Origin of the sequence: Aestuariivirga sp. (genome assembly GCF_047600585.1) — a bacterium.
In the GTDB taxonomy this organism is placed as follows: Bacteria; Pseudomonadota; Alphaproteobacteria; order Rhizobiales; family Aestuariivirgaceae; genus Aestuariivirga.
In genome coordinates this window covers 1,140,771-1,167,768 of the sequence record NZ_JASGKP010000001.1, presented here as the reverse complement: position 1 = coordinate 1,167,768, position 26,998 = coordinate 1,140,771, and the positions used below count along the sequence as shown (strand labels likewise).

Sequence of the window (26,998 nt, the reverse complement as noted above, 5' to 3'; positions counted from 1 at the left end):
TCGCTCAGCACCGAGTGATCCACTAGTTAGAAGCCACAAATCCATTTGAACGTCCGGGCGATTTAAAAAGATGATCGTTGCGGACTTGCGCCAGTTTTAGTGGAAAATTTGATATCAACAGCTCTGTAGTCTCACCGCGCTTGCCAGGATCAGATGATATCACTGTCGATCGGCATACGACGTTTAGATGCCACCCTCTGGAATAGAGCGCCCTGACAGATTCGTGGTTTGCATTGCTCACGACGATGCGTGCTCCGCGCCTACTGGCCGCTTCAAGAGAAGCTCGAAGCTTCTCTTGGTCACTCCACTGAAAGAGCTTGTCGTTATATTTCACAAAGCCGTTAAGGTTATGCTTCACCGTATACGGTGGGTCGGCAAATATGAAATCATTTTTGCCGGCCTTGGCAATTGCTGTCGAATAGTCCTCAACTGCCAAAGTCTTTCCTCTCAATAACCGAGCTACAGCTAGGAAATCATCGGATGGCAAGACCACTGCATTCTTTGTTCCAATTGGTACATTGAATTGTCCATCCAAGTTCACACGATAAATGCCGTTGAAGCACGTTCTGTTCTGGTAAACGAATTGAACTGAACGGCGAAAGTTGCACGCATAGTTTTGAGCCCGTTCGCGATAGTAAAATGCCTTGTCATGTTTAGAGTGGTAGACCGCCAAGGCTTTCGCAAATTTCAGCGGTGCCCTGCGGATCTGTTTATAAACATTGATTAGTTCGGCGTTCGCGTCAGACAAATGGGCGGCCGACGGTTCTGTTAAAAAAAAGGCTGCCCCAGCACCAAGGAAAGGTTCGTAGTATGTGCCTGCTACGCGAGGAAACGCCTCTGGATAATCTTGTACCAGCCACCGCTTTCCTCCAGGCCACTTAAGGAATGGAACGATCATGCGGCTTTCGTCACCCCAAGATGTTTGCTGTTTGCTAGGCGCTCTAAGAACACTTGATGGATCCAGTCCACGAAATCGGCTTCTGCATCTGTAACCACTCGGCCCGCAGCTTGATGGACAGTTTTCTTGCGAATGTCGTTTAGCTTGTCCATCCAATGCAGGTATTTTGCTTGCCCAGCTTTGTCCTCATCGAGCTTGATACTGAAAACGTCTTGAAACAACGGCCAATGTTCAGACTTCTCGACGATCTTTTTGTAGTCAATTAGATTGAGATACTCCTCGAGCGGGCCTTGCTGACCGATGTCATCGTCTTGCTGCTTGCTATAAGCCGCAGTACGCATATCCTTGCTGGTCACTCCTTTAGAAAAGTAGTGCTCATCCCCATACTCCCTTCTGAATATGGAAAAGATTGTCGCGCAGATTGCGGCATTGAGCTCTTGTACTTTCTCGGTAGCTTGCTTCTTTCGCTCGAGATTCTGTTCATTCCGCCATTGATCAAAGTCGACTGGCCCGAACTTTCGGTGTTGTTCACGAATAACGCCCACCAGTTTTAGGTAAAGCTCACGGGGGCCCGTTGAGCCATACGGCACGCCTTCTTTAAACAGCTTAACAATTTGTCCGGCAGTGCCTGATTTCAGTCGGTGAGTCACTGGCGCCATGATATCCTGGACTTGCTCAGCGATTTCCTCTGGCGACAGTTCGTTGCAGTCCAACCCAGAGGTCTTCTCATAGTTTCGAATGGCTTCTGCGATAATCATGAGAATTGCGGCGAAGCCTGTGTTTGTCCAAACAGCTCCGTCGGCACCAGCACGCCATATCTCTGGGTTCGCCTCTTTCAGAATCGAAAATATGTCCTCGAGGCCGTGACGAGCACGATCCAGAGTGGAGTAATCATCTTTTCCGGTAAAGGGCCCACTTTCATAGAGTTTTGTCTTTTTCCCTACTCGACCCAGAAGCTCTGACTTCTTGAGGGCCTCTAACAGCGCTGGCAACGTGAGGCAGGTCTCACGTGTGCTTCGTAAGCCCGTTTGAACTACGCGCAAATGGAAAGGACCGCCCGCCTCGGCATTGAGAACGTTCACTAGACGAGAACACATCGCCGTTATTCTCTCTCGAGGATCATCCGATCCCCATTTGAGTTCACCCTGCAAATCGTCGAGCAATGTCCTCGGGACTGTCTTCTGTTCGTGGTTTATAGTTACGAAAAGATTTGCCTCGTCTTCTTTTGACATTTGCTGAAACGCCAATACGACTATGTTCTGGCTCCTCTGCAATTCATGCAGTCTTGAATAGCCGTAGAGACGATGCTGACCGTCAATCACCCAAGCCGATTTGTATTTTTCCGGCAGGTATAAGGTTCCGTAATGAACGTCTGCTTCTTCCTCTTTGAGACGGATTTCGAATTTGGGCTTGGCAACGAAGTTGACAATAATGTTTGTTGGGAAGTAGCCACCACCCTGCAAGAAATTTTGTATCTGTTTAATCCGCCCCTTTGTGATCAAACGCTGGTAAGTCGGCATACCTTTCGGGTCGTTCAACGTTCGATGATTCACAAAGGCGATCTTTAACAATCGCTCAGGAGTAGTCACGAAGGTGTAGAAGGTGTTCTTTCCTAGTTTTCCTCGCAATGCCGGAACACGACGGTCCTCCAAACCTGGAACTTTTTGATCTTGGAGAAAGTGAGCGAGGAACTGATAACGGCCAGCTGGGCCGAGATGTTTTGCGAGTTCCGCGAAGTATCGAAGTTCACGCTCGGTAATCACGGCGATGTTTTCGCCTGCTGCTCTGTTCTTGTCTTCTTTGGACCAGATGATTTTGTCAGAGATGATTGCCCAAATGATCTTGGGCTTAAATTCGGAACCGTAGTGCTGCTTAATCAACTCCGACATTTTCCCCTTTAGGTTGGCGAATTCTTCAATGTCCTTTTGAAGTGATTTTTTGCGAATCTCTGCTGATGCCTTGCATTCCGCAACAATAACGGTTTCATCATCCTTGGCGAATATGTCTACTTGTTTGGAACCCTCGATCTTGTTGTTCCTGCGAAACCAAATCTTGAATTGGCGACCTTGGTTGAGTTCAGGGAAACCGAAGTCCGCAAGCAAGCACCACATCCGGTTTTCGAGATCTTCATCAAGTGATTTTTCACGCTTGACGCGTGAACGATGCTGCATTTTCCGATCTAGTTGCCACCCCTCCGCTAGCAGCAGATCTGCTTCAGCATGTGTAACAGTTTGCCTCACAAACTGGTCACGCCGCTTTCTCTTTTCTGTCACACGCGTACTAAGCGTGGTCACCAGAGGGTATAATAGCTCTTCCTCGCGCAATAGTTGTGCCCCGCCCAAGAGTCGTTAGTGTTTAACTGCAGTATATCTGGAGGTCCGCTTATCCAAAAGGGGGTTTCGTGACCCGTTCAATAAAGGCGGAGCTTGTGTTGCTAAGTAGTGTTCAGTTAGTTCGCCATCCTTCACTGGGCAAACGAACCCATGGCGTTGCCGCGGTATTCCGGACCAGGTCAAGACCGGTAGGGGCGCCTAGAGAGATGGAAACATTGGGTTGCCGAGATGACGTGAAGGAGACGCACGGAAAAGACGGCCTGAACTCTCAAAAGAACGGTTGATCTCGAACGCAGCGCATTAAGCCAAGAGTACCACCATTCGATGGCATTCTACTGCCCAAAGTGCGCTTAGCACTCTCGTAAGGCCGAGGCATCGACCTGAAGGTTGTTTTGGACAGGCCCATTGAAGCATGTTGGCGCCTCAGGTCCGATGCGCATGACTTGACTCTGAAAAAGACGGCGAGCAGGTTTCACTGAGCGGGGCGCACAACTTTGCGCAGAGCGTTCCTTCGCCGTTCCTCGACTATCCAACCCTAGCGGCGTCTCACTGGAACGCCGAAGTTCGCTGCGACCAGCCTTAACAGATATGTTAGCCGCATGTTAGCCAGCACGCAGTTCCGGTCAGTCACCTTGATTTTAAAGTTGGCTAAGTTATTGAAAGGATGGTGGGCGATGAAGGACTCGAACCTTCGACCCGCTGATTAAGAGTCAGCTGCTCTACCACCTGAGCTAATCGCCCATCCTTCGTGGAAGTGTCCGGGCCTTGTGAGCCGCCAGAACTGGCGGACGCCCGCGAACGGGACGGCTCTTAGGCGAGGCTCGGGCCCTTGTCCACCCCTCATTTCGGGATTTTCAACCGCCCCGTTGGCCAAGGTGAACAGCCCCTTTTCCGCAGTGTTTCACGGCTCGACCACGACGGTTTCCGGCGCAAACAGCGAGCCATCCTGCCCCAGATCGAAATAGACAATGGTGCCGGGGGTGCGGAGATCGGCCTGGAAATAGCGCACGCCATGGGTGGACCAGGCATAGTCGCCGCAGGGCGGATCGGGAATCTGGTCGTCGGGCGTGGCCTCGAAATCCTTCAGCCGCTGGCCCACCGGGCGGATCTCGTACTGCATCACGGTCTTCGGCACCTTGCCGATGGCGGCGGGCTGGAAGACGCATTCATCGCTGTCGGCAATGAGGGCGCGCGAACGAAGCTGCGGCAGCAGGCCCTCGATTCCTTTGGCGTCCTTGGGCAGGCTGAAGGTCTGCAGCACCATGCCCTGGCGCTGGTCATCGATCCACAGCGAGAAGCCCGGCATCTCCTTCTCGTAGCGAAGCTGCCAGTGGCCGGTCTGCAGCTTGCAGTCCTGCGCCCACATGGAGAGCTTCGGCGCATTCTCGGCCTTGCCTTCGAGCCACTGCCACGTGCAGCCGGGATCAATGGTTTCGGACGGCATGGGCGGGCGCTCGGCAGCGCGGGCGGCAGCGGTGGCGGAGACAGAGAGAAGCGCCGCCAGCATCAGGGTGGCGGCGGAAACCGGGCTTCGCATGGTCACATGATATCCGAATGGCGGCGGCGGATTTCCATGGGCGCGCCCTCGTCATCGCCGTCGTCATCATCCGCGCAACCGGACATGCCGGCGCAGGGGCCGGGGCGGCTGGCAATGGGGGTGGTGGCGAAGGCATCGCCCGCCACGTTCATGAGGGCCAGCAGCGATGCTGCCATGGCCCAGATCCGCAACATCTTCGTCATGGCGTCCCTCCGTGATCGATGTCTTGTGCACACTCGCCCCCGAGTTGGGTGGAAGTGGGGCGGCATGGGAGGAATTTCAAGGCGGTGGGCGGAGATGCGTGTTGAAGACACCAAACACCGTCACCCCCGCGAAGGCGGGGGCCCAGCTTCCTTGTATCACCCAAAGCTGGATTCCGGCTCGCGCGCGACATCTCGCTGCGCTCGATCAAGGCGCGCGTCCGGAATGACGGAATATGGAGATGCGGCCGCCGCCCTCAGTGGCTGCGCGAGCGCACCGAGGCGTAGCCGCTGTTGCCGCTCGTCGTCGTGTTGCGTGTCGTGACGCCGTTCTTGGTGGTCTTGATGGTGACGGTCGAGCCGCCGGGGCCGGACTTTACCGTGACGGACGCCGAGCCCGATGCGCTTGCGCTGCTGGTGGTGCCGGCCATGGCGGGTGCTCCTGCTGTTGCGAAAACAAGAATGACCGTTGCCGCGATGCTGAAAGTCGACATTCCTGACGTCCCCTATGTTAATGCGTTTAAAGCCCCGCCGCCAGTCTGGGACGCGGAAAAACCCGCAGCAACGCCACCCCGGCGGTTATCAACAGGCTTCGCACAGCGGTGGATAAAGGGTTTTTGGCCCGCCGAGGGCGAAGAAACGGGCATCCCCCTACTCCTCCACATACCGCCGCTCCGGCGGGTACATCCACACGCCGCGGGGGTCGAAGCGGCCGTAGAGGGGTTCGAGATCACCGCGCTTCCACTTCGCGGTCATGCGTTCGCGCGCGGCTTCCGCCTCGGCCAGCAGCATGTCGGTGGCGATGCGGTAGGCCTCCACCTGGCGGAAGCTGGCGCCCGGCGGCAGCGTGGGCCAGACCTCGCGCGGGGGGCCGCCGTTCCGCGCGCGGCTGCCGGCTTCGTCCACGCTCATGTGGGTGCGGCGGCAATAGAGCCCGTCGATGGCGCGGATGCAGGCCTTGGCGCGGCAGCAGGCCAGCGCCGGGCAGCGGGGCAGCGGCTGGGGGCGGCGCTTCTCGCGGGGCGTGAAGCCTGTCCACGGCGTGATCGAACGATAGGGCTGGCGCGAGGGCGGCCGAAAGGGGCGCATGATTGCTCCGTATACTGATGAATTCGAGATGGTGTGCGGCAGGCAGCGGGCGGCAGGCGCCCTCCCCCGCTTCGCGGACGGCAGGCGCGCGCAAGGGCGGCGGCCGGGCGAAACGGAGGAGTGCGGGGTGCAGCAAGTCACATGCGGCACCGGCCTTGCGGCGGCGAAAGGAGGCGGAGAGGACTGTTCCCGTCCGGCTTCAGGCCTGTTGCAACGAAGGTGGGGAAGAAGGGGGATGAGGCCCGAAGCCTTTCACTGGAACGCAGCGGTTTTGGCCCGCAAAGAGCACACATATCGCCGCACGGCCGGCGGCACGCCAGGGCACGGATGCCAGGCCGCCGGCAGCCCCCTCCGGCCAGACCGCTGGTCTGGCGCGGGCGGAGACTGTTGCCGTGGGTGATGGGCGGAGACCCGCGCTCGGACCGTAGTGTCCGAGGGGTGCGCTTCCGGCTCCCGGGGCGGCTGGCTGCTTGGGCCACCCGCCGCAGGCGCTGCACATGGTGCTGGCAGTGAAGACAAGCTCGCGACACTGATCCTCTCCTTGTCCAGACCATCGCGTGGGCATATAGTCCTAGGCTGGGAGGGAGTCAATAGCTCACGGAAACTTCAACGTCCGATTTTCATGAGTATAGAACTCACCAACGGTGTAGTCGGAAACATTAAGTTCAGGGGCAATCATAGACGTCGCTATGATAAACTGATGTTCGGACTTTGCTTTGAGGGAGTAACGCGCGAGAAGTTTCTGAAAATTCTGGCTTCGCGCCATTTCCATGCCCTTATCTTCAACAGTGTCCAAAAGCATAAATCGAGGATGAACAAATTGAGGATCATTCGCAGCAGCAAGCGCGAACCCCGAGACAAAACTGTTCTTCAGATAAGCCATGGAACTCGCAGAAAAATACCTATCGCCGTTAACGGCAATTCTATTGGCGTCAAATTCAAATGAAACGACTTCCGCATTCTTGAATGTGCTCTGACGCTCCAAATCACTCTTCAAAAAGTCAATCACGATTGTTGAGATTAATTCGCGGGCCCTCGCCATTCTTTCCATGCTTCTAGTGTGCTCAAATTGTATTTGGGCTCTTAGGTTTGAAATCTCATTGTTCAGAACTTCCTTGTCGTGGAAAAACTTAGCTAGCTGAAGCACAATTGCTTCCTTCTGCGACAGATCCTCAAGCTGTCGAATCAAATACCCAGCCCGCCGATTGAGTTCTCTGAGTCTTGCGCGAATCTCCGTTGTAGGAGTGCGCACACTGACAGTGTAATGTCTACCTGCCTGCTCCCACAATGAGCGAGCAGTCGACAATGCGCTCTCCAACCTTTCGAGTTCGGTCTTTCTTTCCTTCTGCAGCGCGAGAGATTCCTCCCTCTGACGACTAAACTCATTGATGAAGTTGACAGAGCGCGCGCGCAGAACTTCGTGTGAATGGGGTGTCTTACAAAGAGAGCAAGCGCCCTCTGTTGGGGAAGCAATAGGTGACAGACAGGCAGGACAAACCTCATACTCAATGGACTTAAGAGACTCGATTACAGAATCTGACTGTCGAAGTTCGTCTAGTTTCTTTTCCAAGGCCAAAATAAAATAGTCAGAATCAGCAATTTCGAGCGTCAACTGATCTATCCTCTCGCGAACGGTAGCTAGCTCATTCTGCCTATCCTGAAGAATTTTGTAGGCCGCTTCCTGATCATTTAGCGTAAGGCGATCCTCGAATTGTGCATCAAAGATGTCTCGCTCCAGCATTGCGATCTGCTCGTTAACGACCTTAAGGTCATTTGAGTAGTTGGACTTCGTAGCATTCAGCCATTCCACCGTAAGTGGTTGCTCTGAACTCACTTCCGCACCTTGCAAAGCTTTTATCTTGCCATCTACGACCTTGTATTCAGCAAGAGCGTCAACCAGACGCAAACGCGCAGCGTAGTACTTTGCGCTAAAGGCACCACACAAAAACTCGCCCACAGTTTGCCGCGTAATCACGTCATCCCACGCTTGAAAGCGGAAGATGCTATCAACTGGACTAAGCTGATCGGAATATAGAAGCCTAAGAACCTGGTTCATCGTGATCTTCGATGAAGATTCATCGGTCTCGTTGATCTTCACTTCCGGTAAGTTTAAGAGTTGAAACAATACTTGAGAGAAACTTTCTTTTGCCCCTCGGGAATAGGGGTAAGATTCCCATCCCTGCGCTTGCAAGAATGCATCTTCCATCTTACCCGGAAAGATTTTCATAGGTGACGTAGATTTATTAGAAATGTCTCTAGCAAGGGAAACGACGTTTCCGTTCAACGTCGCTTCAACAAAAACAGTTTCACACTTTAAGGCTGCCTCTCGCCAATCGAACAGATCACCTCCCAGACCATAGAAAATGAAATCCATTATTGTGGATTTTCCTGAGCTGTTCTCGCCTCTGATTATGTTGAGTCCTGAATGAAATTTCTCGTCGAATACAGTCTTGCCCCGCGCAACCACGACAACGCGACTAACCGCTAGGTTTGGATTAAACCGCGTCATAACGATACTCCTCAAGCCGTGACCTTCTTTTTAGGCCGCTCGGTCCAGTCACTCTTAAACCCGCCATAAGATTCACCGCTGCCATTAAATCGGCATTCAGCTTTAGGAACCGATGCACCTCTGATCTCAGTTTCTCTGGGATCGTAAAATCCGCTCTACTTACCAACGGCACGGGTAAACCTGAGACTTCTACAATTCCTGAGGATGACAGCGTATTAATTGCTGCCATTTGGGTGGGTTCCATTCTTCGGAATAGTTGTCTGGGGGAAGGAAGACGAGAATAGGGGTCTTTGTCATCAAATCTCCGCATCACGCTATTCTTGAGTTTTACAAAACCGGTCATCTCCCTCGCAGCCTCGAAGCTGTCCAAGAACTGCGGAAAGCAAACATAGAAGTCCATGATCCTGACCTGATCTGTCTGCAACGAAAGCTTGCTGTCATATTCAAACAGACAAAGCATCCTGAAGATCGCATGAAACGGATCAAAAGCTGCGGTGTAGGTGATTGCGGTCATCTGTGCCACCTCACAAAGCATTTATCGGCCAACCAGAAAATCATGCCCTGGATCAACGCGTGATTGACAATTAGAGCCTCATCCCCAGCACCAATCTCCGATAGGATTTTATCTGTAATGTGTTCGCCAATTATCTGCTCTAGTTGCGCGCGGTCTATCGTGTCGCAGCAAGGAATTATTCGGCGGTCAAATGCTTCCTGAATCATAGATAGAAAGTATGCAAATAACTCTTGCGCAGCCTCCCAATGCTGAAGGGACAGCAGTTTCTTGGAGAAGAGTTCTTTCTTTCGAACAGCGTCGTCAAATTCAGCCCCTCTCCCAACTCTTTCAAGTTTCTCTTTGAGGCCGACAACTGTCTGAGTAGATCGAGTTTCAACGTATATCTCGAGATCAGAAATGAACCCCGTCCGAGATTCACCACGTTCCCGCTGTCTCACTAATTTCTTGAAGAGAGTCTGTACTTGGGAGCTTACGGCAGCAGCCTCGCCACCGCCAAAGTGGTTATGTATGTTGACCTGATCGCCGCCAATCTGATCGCGAGCCACATGAGACCGGGACTGATCGACTGCGTTCTTTTTGATCAGGCTCATCGCTTGTTTATTTGGTCGCGACCTACTTGATCACCACCAACCTTGGAATTGGACTGATCCACCATATTCGCATTCTTACTGAGCGAGAGTTTTTGAAAGCTGAGCGTAATGCCGGCCCCCAAGAATGCCCCCACGATACCGGATACAAGATCAAAATAATGACCAAGAATTTCCAAACGGGCCTCCAGAATTCTATTTCGATTAAATCAATCTCACTCGCACCAAAAAAATTCGAGGCACAAAGTATACTTGAGTTGATGCCGAAGCACAATTGCACTCGAAGCCTTATGCTTCGATAACTCTGACGTCCGCGGAAGAAAGTACAACTATCCCCAGATCAGCTTCTCACACCATCAGCACCACAACCGGCAGCACCCACAGCGCGAGCGCCACGTAGCTGAGCCAGGCGAATTTCTCGCGGCGGCGGAAGCCCATGATCACGCCGCCCACCGTCAGCACGATGGCGGCAATCATGAACAGCATCATGGCCCCTGCTCCGCCTAGGCCATCGCCGCCCTGCTGGTAGATCGCATCCATCAAAGCCACCACCGGAATGACGCTGCCCGCCGCGACCACGGCGATGAGGAAGGCGATGGGGGATTTCTGCTCCATGGGTGGAGAGTAAGGGGAATGGGTGGGTGTGGGAAGGTGGGGTGTGGGTTGGGGGAGAGTGCCCCTCACCCCCGCTTCGCGGACCCTCTCCCCGGAGGGGCGAGGGCGATAGTCATCGGGCCTTCTCCCGCTGGCGGGAGAAGGTGCCCGAAGGGCGGATGAGGGTGGAGCGTGTGGCAAAGACTCGCCCTCCAAATGCGTAGAGGGTGACGGTCTGAGGGAATGACAGAAGCTGGATTCCGGCTCGCGCGCGACATCTCGCTCCGCTCGATCAAGGCGCGCGTCCGGAATGACGGGTGTTGAGATTGTGAGTGAAGGCACAACCGCGTGGAAGGGCCGAATCCAAAAAGTCATGCAGCGGGGCAAAGCCGCGCTGCATGGCCGATTTCACATTGAGGGTGTTGCCGCGTGGAAGGGCCGAATCCAAAAAGTCATGCAGCGCGGCTTGCCCGCGCTGCATGGCCGATCTTATCCCCGCCGCGCCGCGCGGTTCACGCCGCTCACCACCGCCTTGAGCGAGGCGACGACGATGTTCTTGTCGATGCCCACGCCGAAGAGCGTGCTGCCATCAGCCAGCCGCAGTTCCACATAAGCCACCGCCGTGGCGTTGGCGCCGTGGCCCATGGCGTGCTCGCGGTAGTCCGCCACGTCGAAGGCGATGCCGCTTTCCTTGCGCAGCGCATCGACGAAGCCATCCACCGGGCCGTTGCCCTGCCCCTTGATGGTCTTGGCCTTGCCGTCGACCGTGATGTGGGCGGTGACGGTGGCCGCACCCTTGTTATCGCCTTGGCCCCCCTTCACCTCGTGATCGACGAAGCCATAGCGGCCGTTGCCATCGAGATATTCGTTCTCGAAGGCGCTCCACAGGCGCGAGGCTTCCACCTCCACGCCCTCGCCATCGGCGATGGCCTGCACCACCTTGGAGAATTCGATCTGCAGGCGGCGCGGCAGCTCGATGCCGTGTTCCGTCTCCATGATGTAGGCGATGCCGCCCTTGCCGCTCTGCGAGTTGATGCGCACCACCGCCTCGTAGGTGCGGCCCAGGTCCATGGGATCGATGGGCAGGTACGGCACTTCCCACAACGGCGCGTTCGACGCCTTCATGTGCTTGAAGCCCTTGTTGATGGCATCCTGGTGCGAGCCCGAGAAGGCAGTGAAGACGAGTTCGCCCGCATACGGGTGGCGCGGATGGATGGGGAGCTGGTTGCAATACTCGGCCATGCGGACGAGCTCGTTGATGTTCGAGCAATCGAGGCCGGGGTTCACGCCTTGGGTGAACAGGTTCATGGCCAGCGTCACGATGTCGACATTGCCGGTACGCTCGCCATTGCCGAAGAGCGTGCCCTCGACACGGTCCGCGCCCGCGAGCAGGCCCAATTCGGTGGCGGCCACCGCGCTGCCGCGGTCGTTGTGCGGGTGGAGCGAGATGATGACGCTGTCGCGGTTCTTGATCTTGCGGCAGAACCACTCGATCTGGTCGGCGTGGATGTTGGGCGTGGACATCTCCACCGTGGCGGGGAGATTGAGGATGAGGCGCTTCTGCGGCGTGGGCTCGATCACGTCCATCACGGCCTCGCAGATCTCGACGGCATAATCGAGCTCGGTGCCGGTGAAGCTTTCGGGCGAGTATTCGAAGCGGATCTGGTCCTTCATGCCGCTGTCGTCGGCGAGGCGGCGGATCAGCTTCGCGCCCGAGACGGCGATGTCGATGATGCCCTGGCGGTCCTTCTGGAAGACGACGCGGCGCTGCAGTTCGCTGGTCGAATTGTAGAAGTGCACGATGGCGGACTTGGCGCCGCGGATGCCTTCGAAGGTGCGGCGGATCAGTTCCTCGCGGCACTGGACCAGCACCTGGATGGTCACGTCATCGGGAATGCACTTGTTGTCGATGAGGTGGCGGCAGAAATCGAAGTCGGTCTGCGAGGCGGACGGGAAGCCGATCTCGATTTCCTTGAAGCCCATTTTCACCAGCGCGTTCCACATCCGCATCTTGCGCTCGTGGCCCATGGGCTCGATCAGCGACTGGTTGCCGTCGCGGAGGTCGACGGAGCACCAGATGGGCGGCTTCGTGATGGCCTTGCTGGGCCACTGGCGGTCTGGCAGGGCGACCGGCGGATAGGCGCGGTACTTCTCGGACGGATTGATCATCATGGGGAAAGGTCTTTCTTCTGCTGTAGGTGGTCTGGCTCTGGCTGGCGTGATCCCCGGAGAGCCAGGGCGCGTCTCGCCCGGCCGGCCCTCAGGGGCTGGTAAGCAGAAGCGGAAGCAGAAGGGTGCGGGTGTCGCGCATGGCAAGGCTCATAAGGGAAGCGGGCGGGAATGGCAAGGGTGGGCGCCTGCGGGGGTTTTCCCGCCCTTCTGGTGCCGCGATTGCCGTGTTAGCCTGCGCCCCTGTGCCACAGACCGGGAGACCCTGCCGATGCTCCGTTCCCTGCTCCTTGCCGCCGCCCTTGCCGCCGCGGCCGTTGCCACGCCAGCCCGCGCCGACCCGTGCGACACGGTGATCAGTTCGGCCCAGAGCGCGCTTGCCAATCCGCAGGTGACGGTGCCGGAGAAGCTCTTCCTCGAGGAACTGCTGAAGGCAGCCACCGCCGCCAAGAAGGCGGGTGACCTCGCCGCCTGCCAGAACGCCCTGCAGAGCCCCAGGCCTGCGGGCGAAGGGGGCCGGAAGTGCCATCAAACGCCGGATACGGTGTAAGGGTTCCCACCGGGGCGTGAGGCCGCAGACACGAACTTTTCCGAGGGCTTGGGCATTGCTGTGATGAGACCGGCGACGGTGCCGGCAAAGTCACAGGAGCCCCTGATGAGGACCTTCCTTCTCTCAGCCGTTCTTGCAACGGCCTTCATGATCGCCCCAGCCTTCGCAGGGTATTTCGGGGGCTGATACGGTTTTTAGCCCGTCACCCCCGCGAAGGCGGGGGCCCAGCTTCTTCTTGTGAACCTGTAATCCACCAAAGCTGGATTCCGGCTCGCGCGCGACATCTCGCTCCGCTCGATCAAGGCGCGCGTCCGGAATGACGGTTGGGAAAATCACAACGGCTGGCGAAATCTCCGGGAATTTGGCATAAGCCCCGTCCGACACAGGACCGGATGGACCACAGATCATGATTCGCAATGGCATCGCCGCAGCCCTTCTCACCCTCGCCCTCGCCGCCCCGGCGCTGGCCCAGGACACCACCTGCCAGGACGACATCGGCAAGATCGACAACGCCCTGAAGACCAAGGAAGTCGACGCCGACAAGCGTGCCCAGGCCGAGGACATGCGGAGCCAGGCGGTGCAGCTCTGTGGTGCGGGCAACACCGAGGAAGGCCAGTCAGTCGCCGCCGAGGCCAAGGTGCTGCTGGGCATCGACCAGTAATCAGATCTCGAGCGTTCCGCTCATCATCCGGACAGCCGAGCCGCCGACGCGGACCGCCGTGAGCTTGCCCGCCTTCACATCGGACTCGAGGGTGAGGTCGGACGGACGGCCCATCTCGTAGCCCTGCTCCAGTTGCCAGCGGTGTGACCCGTCGGCGAGTTTCTCCGCCGTGAGAAGCTGCGCCGCAAGAAGTGCGGTGGCCGAGCCCGTGGCCGGATCCTCAGGGATGCCGCCCGTCGGCGCATACATGCGGGCACGGAAGGCCGCATTCGGTCCGTCACCGCCGCGGGTGTAGAGATAGGCGGCATCGACACCGTTCATCGGCTTTATCACCTCTGACCAGTAAGGTTCGAGAACCTTTGATTTTTCCAGCGCCGCGCGGCTCTTCACCGGGACATAGAAGAAGCGCGGCCCGCCCTCCAGCGAGGCGAGGCCGTGACCATCGAAACCGATATCGGCAGGATCGAGATTGAGCGCGCGCGCCGCCTCCGCAACGGTAGGGAGCGGCGCATCGGTATGATAGGGCACCACGGGTGCGGTGAAGACACCGTTGATGCGGTCGGCGATGCGCGAGACGCGCACCGGCGTGAGGCCCGCCTTGAGTTCGAGCGTGATCGTCGTCTCGAAGGAACAGCCCGGCTTGTTTTTCAGTTCGGCAAGAAGTGCCGCCGTGCCGAGCGTGGGGTGTCCAGCGAAGGGCATCTCGCCGCCGGGAAAGAAGATCCGCATCTTCGCCGTGTGCGCGGGATCATCGGGCTTCAACACGAAGGTGGTCTCCGAGAGATTGAACTCCCGGCAGATCACCTGCATCTGCTCGGTTGAAAGCCCATCCGCGCCAAGCACGACGGCAAGGGGATTGCCGCCGAACTTGCGCGTGGTGAACACGTCGAGGGTGTGGAAGTCGAGTTTCATGGCCCGAGGTATCGGGCCAAGGTTGAACGCCCGCAAGACAAACATTGTCCTGCTTGTAGCGGTTCAGGATGCGCTCAGGCGCGGATCAGTGCACGCTGGCCGCAACCAGCTCATGCTCCATGGCAGAGGAAAACGCAGCTTCGCGCGAGCCCGAAATGGAGATCGGCGAACCATCGGCGTTGTAGAGGCAGTAGAGCTTGGCATCCGGGGGAACTTCAATGCGTTCGCCCAGGAGCTTCACCGCATCGGCGCCTTCGATTTCCCTGACATAGCCGATCACGCCGCCGCCAAGGGCCGCGAGAGCCGCATCGTCGAGTTTGGCAAATGTCTTGTCCATCAGTTCAAGTCCTTCACAGTAATACGCCGGACCAACCGTTCTGGTTCGATACGGTGCACCTCAATTGTCAATAAACCGTTTTGAAGCCGGGCCTCGCCGATTTCCATGCCGTCAGCGAGCACGAAGGCCCGGCTGAACTGGCGGGCGGCGATGCCCCGGTGGAGATAGTCCTTTTGTTCTTCCTCCTTCTGCTTGCCGCGGATGACGAGCTGGCGGTCTTCCAGCGTCACCTCGAGGTCGTTGACGGTGAAGCCCGCCACCGCAATGGTGATGCGGAGGCGTTCCTTGCCGCTGCTGCCGTTGGAGCCCTGCTCCACGACGCGTTCGATGTTGTAGGGCGGGTAGCCGTCGCCGGGGATTTTCGCGGCCCGGTCGAGAAGCCGTTCAACCTCCTCGAAACCGAGGAGAAGCGGCGATGAGAAAAGCGAAACGCGTGTCATGGTCCGAGCCCCGTTACAGCAGCTTGTAGTGCCGGGGCGTCCCGTCAGGCCCACCCCGTCTGGGGGTTATATGTGAACGGCAAGCGGGAACTTCAACGGTGACGGATTGGGGGGTACACCCAGCGTCACCCGCCACTTTTTCTTCCGTCACCCCCGCCTCTTTTCCTTCCGTCACCCCCGCGAAGGCGGGGGCCCAGCTTCTTTGTTCGAGCTTGAAATCCACCAAAGCTGGATTCCGGCTCGCGCGCGACATCTCGCTCCGCTCGATCAAGGCGCGCGTCCGGAATGACGGTGGTGAAGAATGTTGTGCGTCCCACCTCCCGGCACCACCCCGGAAGCCCTTGCAGATGACAGGGTTTTGGCGTGAAGTGCCGCCCATGCACAGGGAAGCGCGGGGGCTTTGGCGCCGGCCCTTCCATGCTGCCAAGAGGTTTGATACGTTGACCTATTGGTCAAAAACAGGGAGAAAATTCATGATCAAGAAACTGCTCGGCGCTGCGGCCCTTTCCGCGCTGATGGCCGCCTCGGCCTTCGCCGCCGACGACAAGCCCGCCATTGTCTTCGATATCGGCGGCAAGTTCGACAAGTCGTTCAACGAGTCGATGTTCAACGGCGCCGAGAAGTTCAAGGCCGAAACCGGCGTGGCCTATGGTGAGTTCGAAATCGCCAACGAAGCCCAGCGCGAACAGGCGATCCGCAACTTCGCCGACCAGGGCTACTCGCCCATCATCGCCGCGGGCTTTGCCCAGGCTGCCGCCGTGGAAAAGGTGGCCAAGGAATATCCCGACCTGAAGTTTGCGATCGTCGACATGGTGGTTGACCTGCCGAATGTGCAGTCGATCGTGTTCAAGGAAAACGAAGGCTCCTACCTTGTCGGCATGATGGCCGGCATGGCGTCCAAGTCCGGCAAGGTGGGCTTTGTGGGCGGCATGGACATTCCGCTCATCCGCAAGTTCGGCTGCGGCTATGCCCAGGGCGTGAAGGCCGCCAAGGCCGATGCCACCATCTTCCAGAACATGACGGGTGACACGGGCGCTGCCTGGAACGATCCAGTGAAGGGCGGCGAAATCGCCAAGAGCCAGATGAGCCAGGGCGCTGACGTGATCTATGCCGCAGCCGGCGCCACCGGCCTCGGCGTGCTTCAGGCCGCTGCCGACGGCGGCGCGCTCTCGATCGGCGTCGACGCCAACCAGAACCACCTGCATCCGGGCAAGGTGCTGACCTCGATGCTGAAGCGCGTCGATGTCGCCGTCTACAACGTCATGAAGTCGGGCAAGGACGGCACCTTCAAGGGTGGCATCCAGGCGCTCGGCCTCAAGGAAGACGGCGTTGGCTATGCCATGGACGACAACAACAAGTCGCTGGTGACGCCGGAAATGCAGGCCGCGGTGGAGAAGGCCAAGGCCGACATCATCGCCGGCACCATCCAGGTGCACGACTACATGGCCGACAACAAGTGCCCGGTTGAGTAAGACGACGGTTCCGGCGCAATCCTGCTTCGGTTCAAGGCCCGCAACGGCCCTTGAAGCAGGGTTGCGCCGCTCTTCTTTCCATTGGCGAATTCCACCGCAGCTCTCTCCATCACCGGAGAGGGGGAAGTTGAACTGGTGATGACCGAACGCACGCCTGCCATCGAACTCATCGGCATCGACAAGCGCTTCGGCGCGGTTCATGCCAACAAGGATGTGGACCTGACCATCGCGCAAGGGTCGATCCACGGCATCATCGGCGAAAACGGCGCCGGCAAATCCACGCTGATGTCGATCCTGTTCGGCTTCTACACCGCCGACAAGGGCGAGATCCGCGTCAAGGGCGAGGCGGTGAAGATCCGCTCCTCCTCCGACGCCATCGCCCACGGCATCGGCATGGTGCACCAGCACTTCATGCTGGTCGACACCTTCACGGTGCTGGAGAACGTGGTGCTGGGTGCGGAAGGCGGCGCGCTGATCGGCCCTGCCCTGACGAAGGCGCGCGAGACGCTGAAACACCTTGCCGAAGAATATGAAATGGACGTGGACCCGGACGCCATCGTGGGCGAGCTTCCGGTGGGCCTGCAGCAGCGCGTGGAAATCCTCAAGGCGCTGTTCAAAGGCGCGGAGACGCTGATCCTCGATGAGCCCACGGGCGTGCTGACGCCCGACGAGGCGGACCATCTCTTCCGCATCCTGGGGCAGCTCCGCGACCAGGGAAAGACCGTCATCCTCATCACCCACAAGCTGCGCGAGATCATGGCGATCACCGACAAGGTGACGGTGATGCGCCGCGGCGAGGTGGTGGCGAATTTCGATACCGCGAAAACCAATGTCGGCGAACTGGCCGAGGCCATGGTGGGCCGCCGCGTGCTGCTGCAGGTGGAGAAGCGGCCCTCGAAGCCGGGCGAAGTGGTGCTCGACGTGCGCCACGTGACGTGGAAGGACAGGAAGGGCATCGCCCGCGTCGACGACGTGTCCTTCACGGTGCGGAAGGGCGAGATCGTGGGGATCGCCGGTGTCTCCGGCAACGGCCAATCGGAACTGCTCGACGTGATCTCGGGCATTACGGTGCCGACCTCGGGCGAGGTCTATTTCGAGGGCAAGAACATCGGCATGATGGGCGACCCGCAGCATCTCCGCCGCGAGGGGCTCGCCCATGTGCCGGAAGACCGCCAGCACCGCGGCCTCATCACCTCCTTCGATGCCTCGGAGTCGAGCATCCTCGGCTGGCATTTCGAGGAGAGCCTGGGCAAGGGCTTCCGCCTCGACCGCGACGCGGTCGTCAACCGCTGCACCAAGGAAATGGCCGACTTCGACGTGCGGCCCGGCAATCCGCTGCTCAAGAGCGCCAAGTTCTCGGGCGGCAACCAGCAGAAGATCATCCTCGCCCGCGAGATCGAGCGTGACCCCGATCTGCTGATCGTGGGGCAACCCACCCGCGGCGTCGACATCGGCGCCATCGAATTCATCCACAAGCGGCTGATCGCGCTCCGCGACGAAGGCAAGGCGATCCTGCTTGTCTCGGTGGAGCTGGACGAAATCCGCTCGCTCTCCGACCGCATCATCGTGATGTTCGCGGGCAAGGTGATGGGCGAACGCGACCCTTCAGCCAACGAGCGCGAACTCGGCCTGCTCATGGCAGGCGTCACCGCAAAGGACGCAGCATGATGGCAGCGAGCCCGTTCACGGCACACCCTTCGAGGCCGGGCTCCGCCCGGCACCTCAGGGTGAGGTGTATTGAGTTTACACCTCATGCTGAGGTGCGAGCACCGCGAGCCTTGAAGCATGCGCCCATGGAGGCACACGCATGAGCGCCAAGGGCGAACTTCCCACCTGGGCCGATGTCGCGCTCATCCCGCTGCTCAACCTGTTCGTGGCGCTGTTGATCTCCGGCATCGTGGTGCTGATCATCGGCGAAAGCCCGCTCGAGGCCATGTGGATCATGCTCAAGGGCGCGGTGGGCTCGATCAAGGGCTGGGGCTATCTCCTTTACTACGCCACGAACTTCATCTTCACCGGCCTTGCCGTGGCCATCGCCTTCCATGCCGGGCTCTTCAACATCGGCGGCGAGGGCCAGGCCTATATCGCGGGGCTGGGCGCCACCATGGTGGGCCTCTCGCTGGAATTCCTGCCCTGGCCCATCGTCATTCCGCTTGCAGTGCTGGCCTCGGCCCTGTTCGGGGCTTTCTGGGGCTTCATCCCCGGCTACCTGCAGGCGAAGCGCGGCAGCCACATCGTCATCACCACCATCATGTTCAACTTCATCGCCTCGAGCCTGATGGTCTATCTCATCAACTACTGGTTCCGCCCGGTGGGCAACATGGCGGTGGAAAGCCGCGAGGTGACGGGCGCCTACATCATGAGCTTCCGCGAGATGGCGCGGGTGTTCTTCGACTACCGCCTGCCCTCGACGCCGCTCAACCCCACCTTCTTCTTCGCCCTCTTCATCGCCTGGGCCGTGTGGTACCTGCTGTGGCGCACCAAGCTCGGCTATGAAATCCGCGCCGTGGGCGCCAACACCGACGCCGCCATCTATGCCGGCATTCGCCCGCAGCGCATCATCATGATCACCATGGCGATCTCGGGCGGCATCGCCGGATTGCTGGCGGTGAACGAGGTGCTGGGGGCGCAGCACCGCCTCGTGCTCGAATATGTGCAGGGCGCAGGCTTCGTCGGCATCGCGGTGGCGCTGATGGGGCGCTCGCATCCCGTCGGCATCGTGCTCGCCGCCCTGCTCTTCGGCCTTCTCTACCAGGGCGGCACCGAGCTTTCCTTCGCCAAGCCCGAGATCAACCGCGACATGATCGTGGTGATCCAGGGCCTCGTCATCCTCTTCATGGGGGCGCTGGAACAGACCTTCCGCCCCTGGCTCTCGGCCCTCTTCTTCAAGGCGGAGGACTGAGCCATGCTGGAACTCTTCTTCGGCGCGGAAACCCTCTCCTCCACCATCCGGCTTTCGGTGCCGCTCATCCTCGCCTGCCTTGCAGGCCTGTGGTCGGAGCGTTCGGGCATCGTCGACATCGGGCTTGAAGGCAAGATGCTGATCGCCGCCTTCGCTGCGGCCTCGACCGCCGCCTTCACCGGCAATGCCATCCTCGCGCTGCTCATCGCCATCATCGTCTCGCTCGCCTTCTCGCTGGTGCATGGCTACGCCTCCATCAACCAGCGCGGCAACCAGGTGGTCTCGGGTGTCGCCATCAACATGCTGGCGGCGGGCCTTGCCGTGGTGCTGGGCAACGAGTGGTTCAAGGAAGGCGGACGCACCCCTGCCCTTCCCAACGAAGCGCGCTTCATGCCCATCGACATTCCGGGGATCGCGGAGCTTTACAATGTGCCCGTGGTCGGCGTGCTGGCCCGCATCGTCTCCGGGCATTCGCTGCTCACCTACATCGCGGTTGCGCTGGTGCCGGTCACAGCCTGGGCCCTGTCGCGCACGCGCTTCGGCCTTCGCCTGCGTGCCGTGGGCGAGAACCCGCATGCGGTCGATACCGCGGGCATCTCGGTGGCGCGGCTCCGCTATCAGGCCGTGATCATCGCGGGCGTGCTCTGCGGCATCGCGGGCACCTACATCTCGACCTCGCTCTCCGCCAGCTTCGTGCGCGACATGACGGCGGGACGCGGCTTCATGGCGCTGGCCGCCCTCATCTTCGCCAACTGGCGGGCCTGGCCGGCGCTGTGGGCCTGCCTGCTCTTCGGCTACCTGCAGGCCATGGGAACCCGCCTGCAGGGCGTGAAGTTCGGCACAGTGGAGATTCCCGTGCAGTTCATCAACATGCTGCCATATGTGATGACCGTGGTGCTGCTGGCGGGCTTCATCGGCAAGTCGGTGCCGCCGCGAGCCTCCGGCCTGCCCTATACGAAGGACCGCTAGGATGAAGGACCTGATCGAAGCGGCGAAGGCAGCGCGGGCCCGCGCCCATGCGCCCTATTCGAAATTCTACGTGGGTGCTGCCGTGCGCGACGAACAGGGCCGCGTCTTCGGCGGCTGCAACATCGAGAACGCCGCCTATCCGCAGGGTTGGTGCGCGGAACCTTCGGCCATCTCGCACCTCATCATGGCGGGTGGCAGGCGCGTGACCGAAGTGGCCGTGATGGGCAACGGTGATGCGCTCTGCACGCCCTGTGGCGGCTGCCGCCAGAAGCTCCGCGAGTTTGCGGCAGGCGACGTGAAGATCCACTGCTGCACCGAGACGGGCGTGCTCATCCGCACCTTCACATTGGACGAATTGCTGCCCGCCAGCTTCGGGCCGGAGAACCTGTCATGAGCCTCAAGAGCAAGCTTCAGGGCCGCGCGCCGAAGACCGCCATCATCCTCGGCTCGGCGCTGGGCGACGTGGTGGAGATCGTCAAGGACCCGCTCGTCATTCCTTACGGTGATTTGCCGGGCTTCCCCGTGCCAAAGATCTCGGGCCATGCGGGCAAGCTCTATGTGGGTGACGTGGCGGGCCATGAGGTTGCGGTGCTGGCAGGCCGCGCCCACCCTTACGAGAGCGGCAAGGCGGATGTGATGCGCCCCGCCCTCGACCAGTTGAAGGACGCCGGCATCGAGACGCTGGTGCTCACCAATGCGGCGGGCTCGCTCAAGCCGTCCATGAAGCCGGGCTCGCTGATGATGCTGACGGACCACATCAACTATTCCGGCATGAACCCCTTGATCGGCCAGCATGGGGACGAGAACTTCGTGCCCATGACCAACGCCTATGACCCCGCCTTGCGCAAGGCGCTGCTGGCGGCTGCGAAGAAAGAGAAAATCGCGCTCAAGCAGGGTGTCTATTGCTGGTACTCCGGCCCCTCCTTCGAGACGCCGGCGGAGATCCGCATGTTCCAGATCATCGGCGGCTCGGCGGTGGGCATGTCGACGGTGCCGGAAACCATCATGGCGCGGCGGCTCGGCATGCGGGTCTGCGCCATCTCGACGATCACCAACCTCGCCGCGGGCATCAAGGGGGCATCGCCCTCGCACGAGGAAACCAAGCGCGAAGGACAGAAGGCGGCCGGCCACATGAAGCGGCTGCTGACGCGCTTCTTCAAGGACATGAAGACATGATGCTGCCCCAGGAAGTGATCCGCCGGAAACGGAACGGCGAGGACCTGAGCCGCGAGCTGGTGAAGGAGTTCATCGAGGGCCTGACCAAGGGCACCGTCTCGGAAGGACAGGTGGCGGCCTTCGCCATGGCAGTGTTCTTCAAGGGCATGAGCCGCGAGGAAGCGGTGGGCCTGACGCTGGCCATGCGCGACTCCGGCACCATCCTCGAATGGGACCTGCCCGGCCCCGTGGTGGACAAGCATTCCTCCGGCGGCATCGGCGACAATGTCTCGCTGATGCTGGCGCCCATGCTGGCGGCCTGCGGCTTCTACGTGCCGATGATCTCGGGCCGCGGCCTTGGCCACACCGGCGGCACGCTGGACAAGCTCGATTCCATTCCGGGCTACGTGAGCCAGCCCGGCCTCGACCTTTTCCGCAAGGTGACGCGCGAAGCGGGCTGCGCCGTGATCGGCCAGACGGCGGACCTCGCGCCCGCCGACAAGCGTCTCTATGCCATCCGCGACGTGACCGCGACGGTGGAAAGCGTGCCCCTCATCACAGCATCCATTCTCTCGAAGAAGCTGGCCGCCGGGCTTCAGCATCTCGTGCTCGACGTGAAGTGCGGCTCGGGTGCCTTCATGTCCACCATCGAAAAGGCGCAGGAACTGGCGGAGAGTCTCGTCTCCGTCGCCAATGGTGCGGGCCTTCACACGACAGCCCTCATCACCGACATGGACGAGCCCCTGGCCCATTGCGCCGGCAATGCCATCGAGGTGGCGAATGCCGTCGCTTTCCTCACGGGCGCGCAACAGGACGCGCGGCTGAAGGAGGTCGTGCTGGCGCTGGGCACCGAGCTTCTCGAAAGCGCAAGGCTCGCGGCCCCCGGTGCGGCGGCAAAGAAACTGGAAGAAGGTCTCGCGTCAGGCCGCGCGGCGGAGCACTTCAACCGCATGGTGGCGGCGCTCGGCGGGCCGAAGGATTTCGTCTCGACAGCGGCGAAGCACCTGCCCGCAGCCCCCATCGTGCGCGATGTTTTCTCCGACCATGAAGGCGTGGTGCAATCGATCGACACGCGCTTCCTCGGCATGGCGGTGATCGAGATGGGTGGCGGGCGGCGTGTGGCCACCGACTCCATCAACTATGCCGTGGGCCTCTCCAATCTTCTCGGCAAGACCGACGCGGTGGACGCCAAAACACCCATCGCCCGCATCCATGCCGCCGATGAGGCGGGCTTCAACCAGGCGCGAACCCTGGTGCGTGCCGCCTATCGCATCGGCCAGCGGGGAAAACGCGGTCCCACCATAATCCAGGCGATCCGCGCGGAGTGACAGCCATGGCGCGCGTCTTCCTGTTCATCATGGACGGCTTCGGCATCGGCGGCGCGCCGGATGCGAAGCTGTTCGGTGACGAAGGCGCCAACACCTTCGGCCATGTGGCGGAGCGGGTGAAACTTTCGATTCCGCATCTCGCCTCCTTCGGTCTCGGCAAGGCGGCGGAACTGATCTCGGGGCGCGATCCACTGGGTGGGACCGTCACCGGCCTGTGGGGCGCGGCGCGCGAGGTGAGCAAGGGCAAGGACACCATCACCGGGCACTGGGAAATCGCGGGCGTGCCGCTCGACAAGGACTGGGGCTATTTCCCGCACACGGTGCCGGCCTTCCCGCAAGACCTGATCGACGCGATCGTGCAGGGCGCAAAGATTCCGGGGCTGCTGTGCCTCGCACATGCCTCCGGCACGCAGGTCATCGAGGATTTCGGCGAGGAGCACATCCGCACCGGCAAGCCCATCGCCTACACCAGCGCCGACAGCGTGCTGCAGATCGCGGCGCATGAACAACACTTCGGCCTGCAGCGGCTCTATGACGTGTGCCAGGTGGCGCGTGACCTCACCTATGACCTCAACATCGGCCGCATCATCGCCCGGCCCTTCCTGGGCGAGACGGCGAAGACGTTTGAACGCACCGGACACCGCAAGGATTATTCGGTGCTGCCGCCCCACCCTACCCTGCTGAACAAGCTCACGGAGGCGGGCCGCGACGTGATCACGGTGGGTAAGATCGGCGACATCTACGCCCACTCCGGCACGGGCCGCGAGGTGAAGGTGGCGGGCTTCGAGACGCTGATGGAAACGACGGCGGCGGAGATGCCGAAGCTGCGCGACGGCGGCTTCCTGATGGTGAACTTCGTGAACTTCGATACCGACTACGGCCACCGCCGCGACGTGCCGGGCTATGCCAAGGCGCTGGAACAATTCGACCGCTGGCTGGCGACACCGCTGTCCCTGCTGAAGCCGGGCGATCGGATCGTGATCACCGCCGACCACGGCAACGATCCGTCGTGGACGGGGACGGACCACTGCCGCGAGCAGGTGCCGGTCTTGTGCGTGGGACCGGGGCTTGCGGGCGGCACGATCGGCAGGCGGCAGTGCTTCGCCGACATCGGGCAATCGATCGCGCGCTACCTCGGGATCGCACCCCTCGCCGCGGGTGAGGCGTTCGGGCTGTAGCGTGCGCGGAGGGACGTTTGTAGGTGTCGTCACCCCCGCGAAGGCGGGGGCCCAGCTTCTTCCTTCGAGTGTGTGATCCGCCAAAGCTGGATTCCGGCTCGCGCGCGACATCTCGCTATCGCTCGATCAAGGCGCGCGTCCGGAATGACGACTTGAGTTGCTGATAGCAGAGCCCGTTACGGCAGGGTCACTTCCGTGCGCTGTCCCGCCGTCACCGACACATCCTTCTCCGCAATCACCGCGTTGCCCTCGCCATAGGCCACGACGTGATAGTTCCCGGCGTTGACAGCCTTGTTCAGTTCGGCGGCATATTCACCGCCGATCCGTGTGCGCGACCCATCCAGCGCCTTCTCGCCCTTCTGGATGTCGATCGCCGTGGCCCCCGCCGCCGTCACCGCAAGATAGCCCGCGTTGAGATTGACGTTCACCTCCGCCTGCTGGCCCGCCGCGATCTTGAATGGCACTTCAGCCTTTGCATAATCGAGCGAGACCACGGCGACGTAGTCACCCGCCGCCGCCTTGAAGACCTTGTCGTTGCCGTACTCGGTGGCGACATATTCCTTCTCGCCCGAAACATTTGCCGCCTTGCGCAGCTCGATCGCCGTGCCATCGGGCAAAGCGTCGCCGCCCTCCGAGTAGGTGCCCTTCACCCGCGCCGCCCCTGCCCCCAGCGTCACCACCACATCGACGGTCTGGCCCGCCGCAACGGTGAACGGCTGCTGCGCCTCGGCCTGACCATCACTCAGCTTCACGACGTAGTCACCGGCATTGAGAAGGTTCTTCGGCGCCACGCCATAACTGGTGCCGACATACGTGCCATCCGCCTTGGAGATAGCCCAGGCCGCACCCTCGCTTGCCAGCGGGTTCGCCGCATCCATCATGCCCTTGAACTGCGCAACGCCGGCATTGAGGTTCGCCTCAAGCTTCATCGTGCCACCCGCCGCGAGAGAGGCCGGAATTTCAACCTGCGCCAGATCGGTGCCGATCGTTGCGATCATCTCGCCGGGCTTGTCGAAGGCGGCCTTGAAGGTCGCGCCATATTCGGTGCGGATGTAGTCGCCCTTCTCGCCGTTGTTCGAAACGGTGAAGCTCCACGCCGGCTGGTCCCACGGCTTCGGCAGTTCCACGCCATCCGCCATCACCACATGGCCGGTGACGTTGAATTCGGGCGCCGCAGGCTCGGGCGGTGGTGCGGGTGCCGCTTCAACCGTCTTGTCGAGGGCGCTTTCCAGCTCATCAGCATTTTCGGCAATGATGGAGATGCCGCCCGTCTTCTCGGCGAGGCATTTCAACTGCGCCACGGCCCCCTTGTCATCGAGGCCGAAGCCCACGGTGTGAACGGTGAGTCCCACGCCCGCCTTCTCCAGTTCATCGGCCACGGCGCACGGGTCAGGATCGCAGGTCTCGATGCCGTCCGAGACAAGAATGACGGTGGCCTTCTTCTCGGTGTACTTCAGCGCCTCCGCCGCCTGGCGGATGGCCTCGGTCATCGGCGTCTTGCCCTTGGGCGAGATCGCCTTCACGGCGGCCATGTAGGCGCCGGCATCGAGGGGGCCGGGCTCGATCAGGGTTTCGATGTCGTCACAGGCGCCCTTCTTGCGATGGCCATAGGCCACGAGGCCCAACTCATCCTCGGCCTTCCACTTGCCCACCACCTTGCCCACCACTTCCTTGGCGATGTCGATCTTGGTCTTGCCGCCGATCTTGCCCCACATGGACCCGGAGGCATCGAGCACGAGGATGACGCGCTGCCCTTCAGCGGATGCGGCGGTGGCGAGGAAAAGGGAGAGAAGGAACGTTGCAACAAGGCGCGCAAAGGTCATGGCAGATCCTGTCCTGCGAAGCCCCTTGCACAACGGTGGCGCGATTTGCGGCGGCTGTCAAACCCGGGGGTGTGGGCGATACGCCAGCGCCCTAACGCTGCCGCAGGAGAACCCAGATGGCGAAGGCGCGGCGATGATGAACCGGCACCCGCCTGAACGTCTTCAGTACAAGTTCGGCATTGTCCACATCCACCTGCACCGCCGACTTGTAGAGTTGCGCATGGGGATCGTAGTCCGCGCTGTGGCGCTTGCTCTGCAAGGACACGAACGCGTTTGCGAAGTCCTGGACCTCCTGTGGAAAGCTGCTGATGTTCTTGTTCCTGCACATGTCGAGCGCGAACTTGTGGTCCAGCGCGCGGTAGACATGCCTCCATGCCCGCTTTGTCCTGCAATTGGTTCCTGTCAGGGTATCGGCACAACATCGCGACAGTGCGTGGAACAAGGCATAGTATGCGGAACTCGTTGCGCGCCTGAGATTGGATTGGCGCGGCTTCCTGCCGCTGCCGATCAATTCACGTGCCGTGACGATGAGATCAGGCGGCTTCAAACCGCTCTGCCCCTACGTCTTCCTGCGCGATGAACGAGAACAGAGGAAACGCGGACTCATTTACTTCGCGCAGAAGCCGAGGCCTCACGGAACGTACGACGCCGGCCACCGATTTCGTATCGAGCTCATCGGCTGCGCCTTCAAAGAGAACGTCGACACGCAGGATTTCCTCGCCGTCGAAGTCCCTGTCTTCGGCAACACGGATGTCCAGGATCTTGTTTTTCTGGAAGGTCGAGGTCAGGGTTTCCCTCACGACCTTTGCAATCTTGTCGATGTCCTTCATGCCCGCACCCG

Annotated in this window: 28 protein-coding genes and 1 tRNA gene; 10 read left to right on the top strand and 19 right to left on the bottom strand. The window is 60.2% G+C overall.

Going from position 1 to position 26,998, the window contains the following annotated elements; all coding sequences use genetic code 11:
- Positions 1 to 22: 22 nt before the first annotated feature.
- From QM801_RS05565 to leuA, 13 genes are all read right to left on the bottom strand, one after another.
- Positions 23 to 898 (bottom strand): DNA adenine methylase, encoded by an 876-nt coding sequence (locus QM801_RS05565; protein WP_415018220.1) that lies wholly within the window; start codon positions 896 to 898, stop codon positions 23 to 25.
- Positions 895 to 3,192 (bottom strand): DGQHR domain-containing protein, encoded by a 2,298-nt coding sequence (locus QM801_RS05560; RefSeq protein WP_415018219.1) that lies wholly within the window; start codon positions 3,190 to 3,192, stop codon positions 895 to 897. Before QM801_RS05560 ends, QM801_RS05565 begins: the two co-directional genes overlap by 4 nt.
- Positions 3,193 to 3,896: 704 nt before the next feature.
- Positions 3,897 to 3,972, bottom strand: a tRNA-Lys gene (locus QM801_RS05555).
- A gap of 160 nt (positions 3,973 to 4,132) precedes the next feature.
- Positions 4,133 to 4,768: a hypothetical protein gene (locus QM801_RS05550; RefSeq protein ID WP_415018218.1), complete on the bottom strand. Its 636-nt coding sequence runs from the start codon at positions 4,766 to 4,768 to the stop codon at positions 4,133 to 4,135.
- Between the two features lie 2 nt (positions 4,769 to 4,770).
- On the bottom strand, positions 4,771 to 4,971 hold the full coding sequence (locus tag QM801_RS05545) for a hypothetical protein (protein ID WP_415018217.1): 201 nt from the start codon (positions 4,969 to 4,971) through the stop codon (positions 4,771 to 4,773).
- A gap of 254 nt (positions 4,972 to 5,225) precedes the next feature.
- Positions 5,226 to 5,462, bottom strand: a complete 237-nt coding sequence (locus QM801_RS05540; protein WP_415018216.1) for a hypothetical protein — start codon at positions 5,460 to 5,462, stop codon at positions 5,226 to 5,228.
- Positions 5,463 to 5,619: 157 nt separating this feature from the next.
- Entirely contained in the window at positions 5,620 to 6,057 is a 438-nt protein-coding gene (locus QM801_RS05535) for a hypothetical protein (protein ID WP_415018215.1), read from the bottom strand.
- 595 nt (positions 6,058 to 6,652) lie between these two features.
- Positions 6,653 to 8,566, bottom strand: a complete 1,914-nt coding sequence (locus QM801_RS05530) for an AAA family ATPase (RefSeq protein WP_415018214.1) — start codon at positions 8,564 to 8,566, stop codon at positions 6,653 to 6,655.
- Entirely contained in the window at positions 8,553 to 9,080 is a 528-nt protein-coding gene (locus QM801_RS05525; RefSeq protein ID WP_415018213.1) for an ABC-three component system middle component 5, read from the bottom strand. Before QM801_RS05525 ends, QM801_RS05530 begins: the two co-directional genes overlap by 14 nt.
- On the bottom strand, positions 9,077 to 9,670 hold the full coding sequence (locus tag QM801_RS05520) for an ABC-three component system protein (RefSeq protein ID WP_415018212.1): 594 nt from the start codon (positions 9,668 to 9,670) through the stop codon (positions 9,077 to 9,079). Before QM801_RS05520 ends, QM801_RS05525 begins: the two co-directional genes overlap by 4 nt.
- 345 nt (positions 9,671 to 10,015) lie before the next feature.
- The gene (locus QM801_RS05515) at positions 10,016 to 10,282 is read right to left on the bottom strand and encodes a hypothetical protein (RefSeq protein WP_415018211.1); all 267 of its coding nucleotides are present in this window, start codon (positions 10,280 to 10,282) and stop codon (positions 10,016 to 10,018) included.
- A 271-nt stretch (positions 10,283 to 10,553) separates the two neighbouring features.
- Positions 10,554 to 10,742 (bottom strand): hypothetical protein, encoded by a 189-nt coding sequence (locus tag QM801_RS05510; RefSeq protein ID WP_415018210.1) that lies wholly within the window; start codon positions 10,740 to 10,742, stop codon positions 10,554 to 10,556.
- Positions 10,743 to 10,750: 8 nt separating this feature from the next.
- Positions 10,751 to 12,433, bottom strand: a complete 1,683-nt coding sequence (gene leuA / locus QM801_RS05505) for a 2-isopropylmalate synthase (protein ID WP_415018209.1) — start codon at positions 12,431 to 12,433, stop codon at positions 10,751 to 10,753.
- A gap of 268 nt (positions 12,434 to 12,701) precedes the next feature.
- On the opposite strand from leuA, the gene QM801_RS05500 reads away from it, so the two are divergent.
- Both QM801_RS05500 and QM801_RS05495 read left to right on the top strand, forming a co-directional pair.
- Entirely contained in the window at positions 12,702 to 12,980 is a 279-nt protein-coding gene (locus QM801_RS05500) for a hypothetical protein (protein WP_415018208.1), read from the top strand.
- 406 nt (positions 12,981 to 13,386) lie between these two features.
- Positions 13,387 to 13,641 (top strand): hypothetical protein, encoded by a 255-nt coding sequence (locus QM801_RS05495; RefSeq protein ID WP_415018207.1) that lies wholly within the window; start codon positions 13,387 to 13,389, stop codon positions 13,639 to 13,641.
- Here QM801_RS05495 and QM801_RS05490 read toward each other — a convergent pair whose 3' ends face one another.
- From QM801_RS05490 to QM801_RS05480, 3 genes are all read right to left on the bottom strand, one after another.
- Positions 13,642 to 14,553: a PhzF family phenazine biosynthesis protein gene (locus QM801_RS05490; protein WP_415018206.1), complete on the bottom strand. Its 912-nt coding sequence runs from the start codon at positions 14,551 to 14,553 to the stop codon at positions 13,642 to 13,644. It lies immediately after the preceding gene.
- A gap of 85 nt (positions 14,554 to 14,638) precedes the next feature.
- A complete protein-coding gene (locus QM801_RS05485; RefSeq protein WP_415018205.1) occupies positions 14,639 to 14,890 on the bottom strand; it encodes a DUF1150 family protein in 252 nt (83 codons plus the stop codon).
- Positions 14,890 to 15,330, bottom strand: a complete 441-nt coding sequence (locus QM801_RS05480) for an Hsp20 family protein (protein ID WP_415018204.1) — start codon at positions 15,328 to 15,330, stop codon at positions 14,890 to 14,892. The genes QM801_RS05485 and QM801_RS05480 overlap by 1 nt, the downstream gene beginning before the upstream one ends.
- Before the next feature lie 473 nt (positions 15,331 to 15,803).
- On the opposite strand from QM801_RS05480, the gene QM801_RS05475 reads away from it, so the two are divergent.
- The 8 genes from QM801_RS05475 (at position 15,804) to QM801_RS05440 (ending at position 24,334) form a co-directional block, all read left to right on the top strand.
- Positions 15,804 to 16,802, top strand: a complete 999-nt coding sequence (locus QM801_RS05475) for a BMP family lipoprotein (protein WP_415018203.1) — start codon at positions 15,804 to 15,806, stop codon at positions 16,800 to 16,802.
- A 138-nt stretch (positions 16,803 to 16,940) separates the two neighbouring features.
- Positions 16,941 to 18,470, top strand: coding sequence for an ABC transporter ATP-binding protein (locus QM801_RS05470; protein WP_415020896.1), 1,530 nt, complete (start codon positions 16,941 to 16,943; stop codon positions 18,468 to 18,470).
- A 139-nt stretch (positions 18,471 to 18,609) separates the two neighbouring features.
- On the top strand, positions 18,610 to 19,704 hold the full coding sequence (locus QM801_RS05465; RefSeq protein ID WP_415018202.1) for an ABC transporter permease: 1,095 nt from the start codon (positions 18,610 to 18,612) through the stop codon (positions 19,702 to 19,704).
- Between the two features lie 3 nt (positions 19,705 to 19,707).
- Entirely contained in the window at positions 19,708 to 20,673 is a 966-nt protein-coding gene (locus QM801_RS05460; protein ID WP_415018201.1) for an ABC transporter permease, read from the top strand.
- Position 20,674: 1 nt separating this feature from the next.
- Positions 20,675 to 21,067 carry a cytidine deaminase gene (cdd, locus tag QM801_RS05455; protein ID WP_415018200.1) on the top strand — a complete coding sequence of 131 codons (393 nt, stop codon included), beginning with the start codon at positions 20,675 to 20,677 and terminating at the stop codon, positions 21,065 to 21,067.
- A complete protein-coding gene (locus tag QM801_RS05450; protein ID WP_415018199.1) occupies positions 21,064 to 21,849 on the top strand; it encodes a purine-nucleoside phosphorylase in 786 nt (261 codons plus the stop codon). Before cdd ends, QM801_RS05450 begins: the two co-directional genes overlap by 4 nt.
- Positions 21,846 to 23,156: a thymidine phosphorylase gene (gene deoA / locus QM801_RS05445; RefSeq protein ID WP_415018198.1), complete on the top strand. Its 1,311-nt coding sequence runs from the start codon at positions 21,846 to 21,848 to the stop codon at positions 23,154 to 23,156. Before QM801_RS05450 ends, deoA begins: the two co-directional genes overlap by 4 nt.
- 5 nt (positions 23,157 to 23,161) lie before the next feature.
- Complete coding sequence (locus QM801_RS05440) at positions 23,162 to 24,334, top strand: phosphopentomutase (protein WP_415018197.1); 1,173 nt, start codon at positions 23,162 to 23,164, stop codon at positions 24,332 to 24,334.
- 176 nt (positions 24,335 to 24,510) lie between these two features.
- Here the strand turns inward: QM801_RS05440 and QM801_RS05435 are convergent, their stop codons facing one another.
- From QM801_RS05435 to QM801_RS05425, 3 genes are all read right to left on the bottom strand, one after another.
- Complete coding sequence (locus QM801_RS05435) at positions 24,511 to 26,157, bottom strand: vWA domain-containing protein (RefSeq protein WP_415018196.1); 1,647 nt, start codon at positions 26,155 to 26,157, stop codon at positions 24,511 to 24,513.
- Between the two features lie 91 nt (positions 26,158 to 26,248).
- Positions 26,249 to 26,704, bottom strand: coding sequence for a hypothetical protein (locus tag QM801_RS05430; RefSeq protein ID WP_415018195.1), 456 nt, complete (start codon positions 26,702 to 26,704; stop codon positions 26,249 to 26,251).
- On the bottom strand, positions 26,691 to 26,987 hold the full coding sequence (locus QM801_RS05425; protein WP_415018194.1) for a hypothetical protein: 297 nt from the start codon (positions 26,985 to 26,987) through the stop codon (positions 26,691 to 26,693). Before QM801_RS05425 ends, QM801_RS05430 begins: the two co-directional genes overlap by 14 nt.
- Positions 26,988 to 26,998 lie beyond the last annotated feature (11 nt).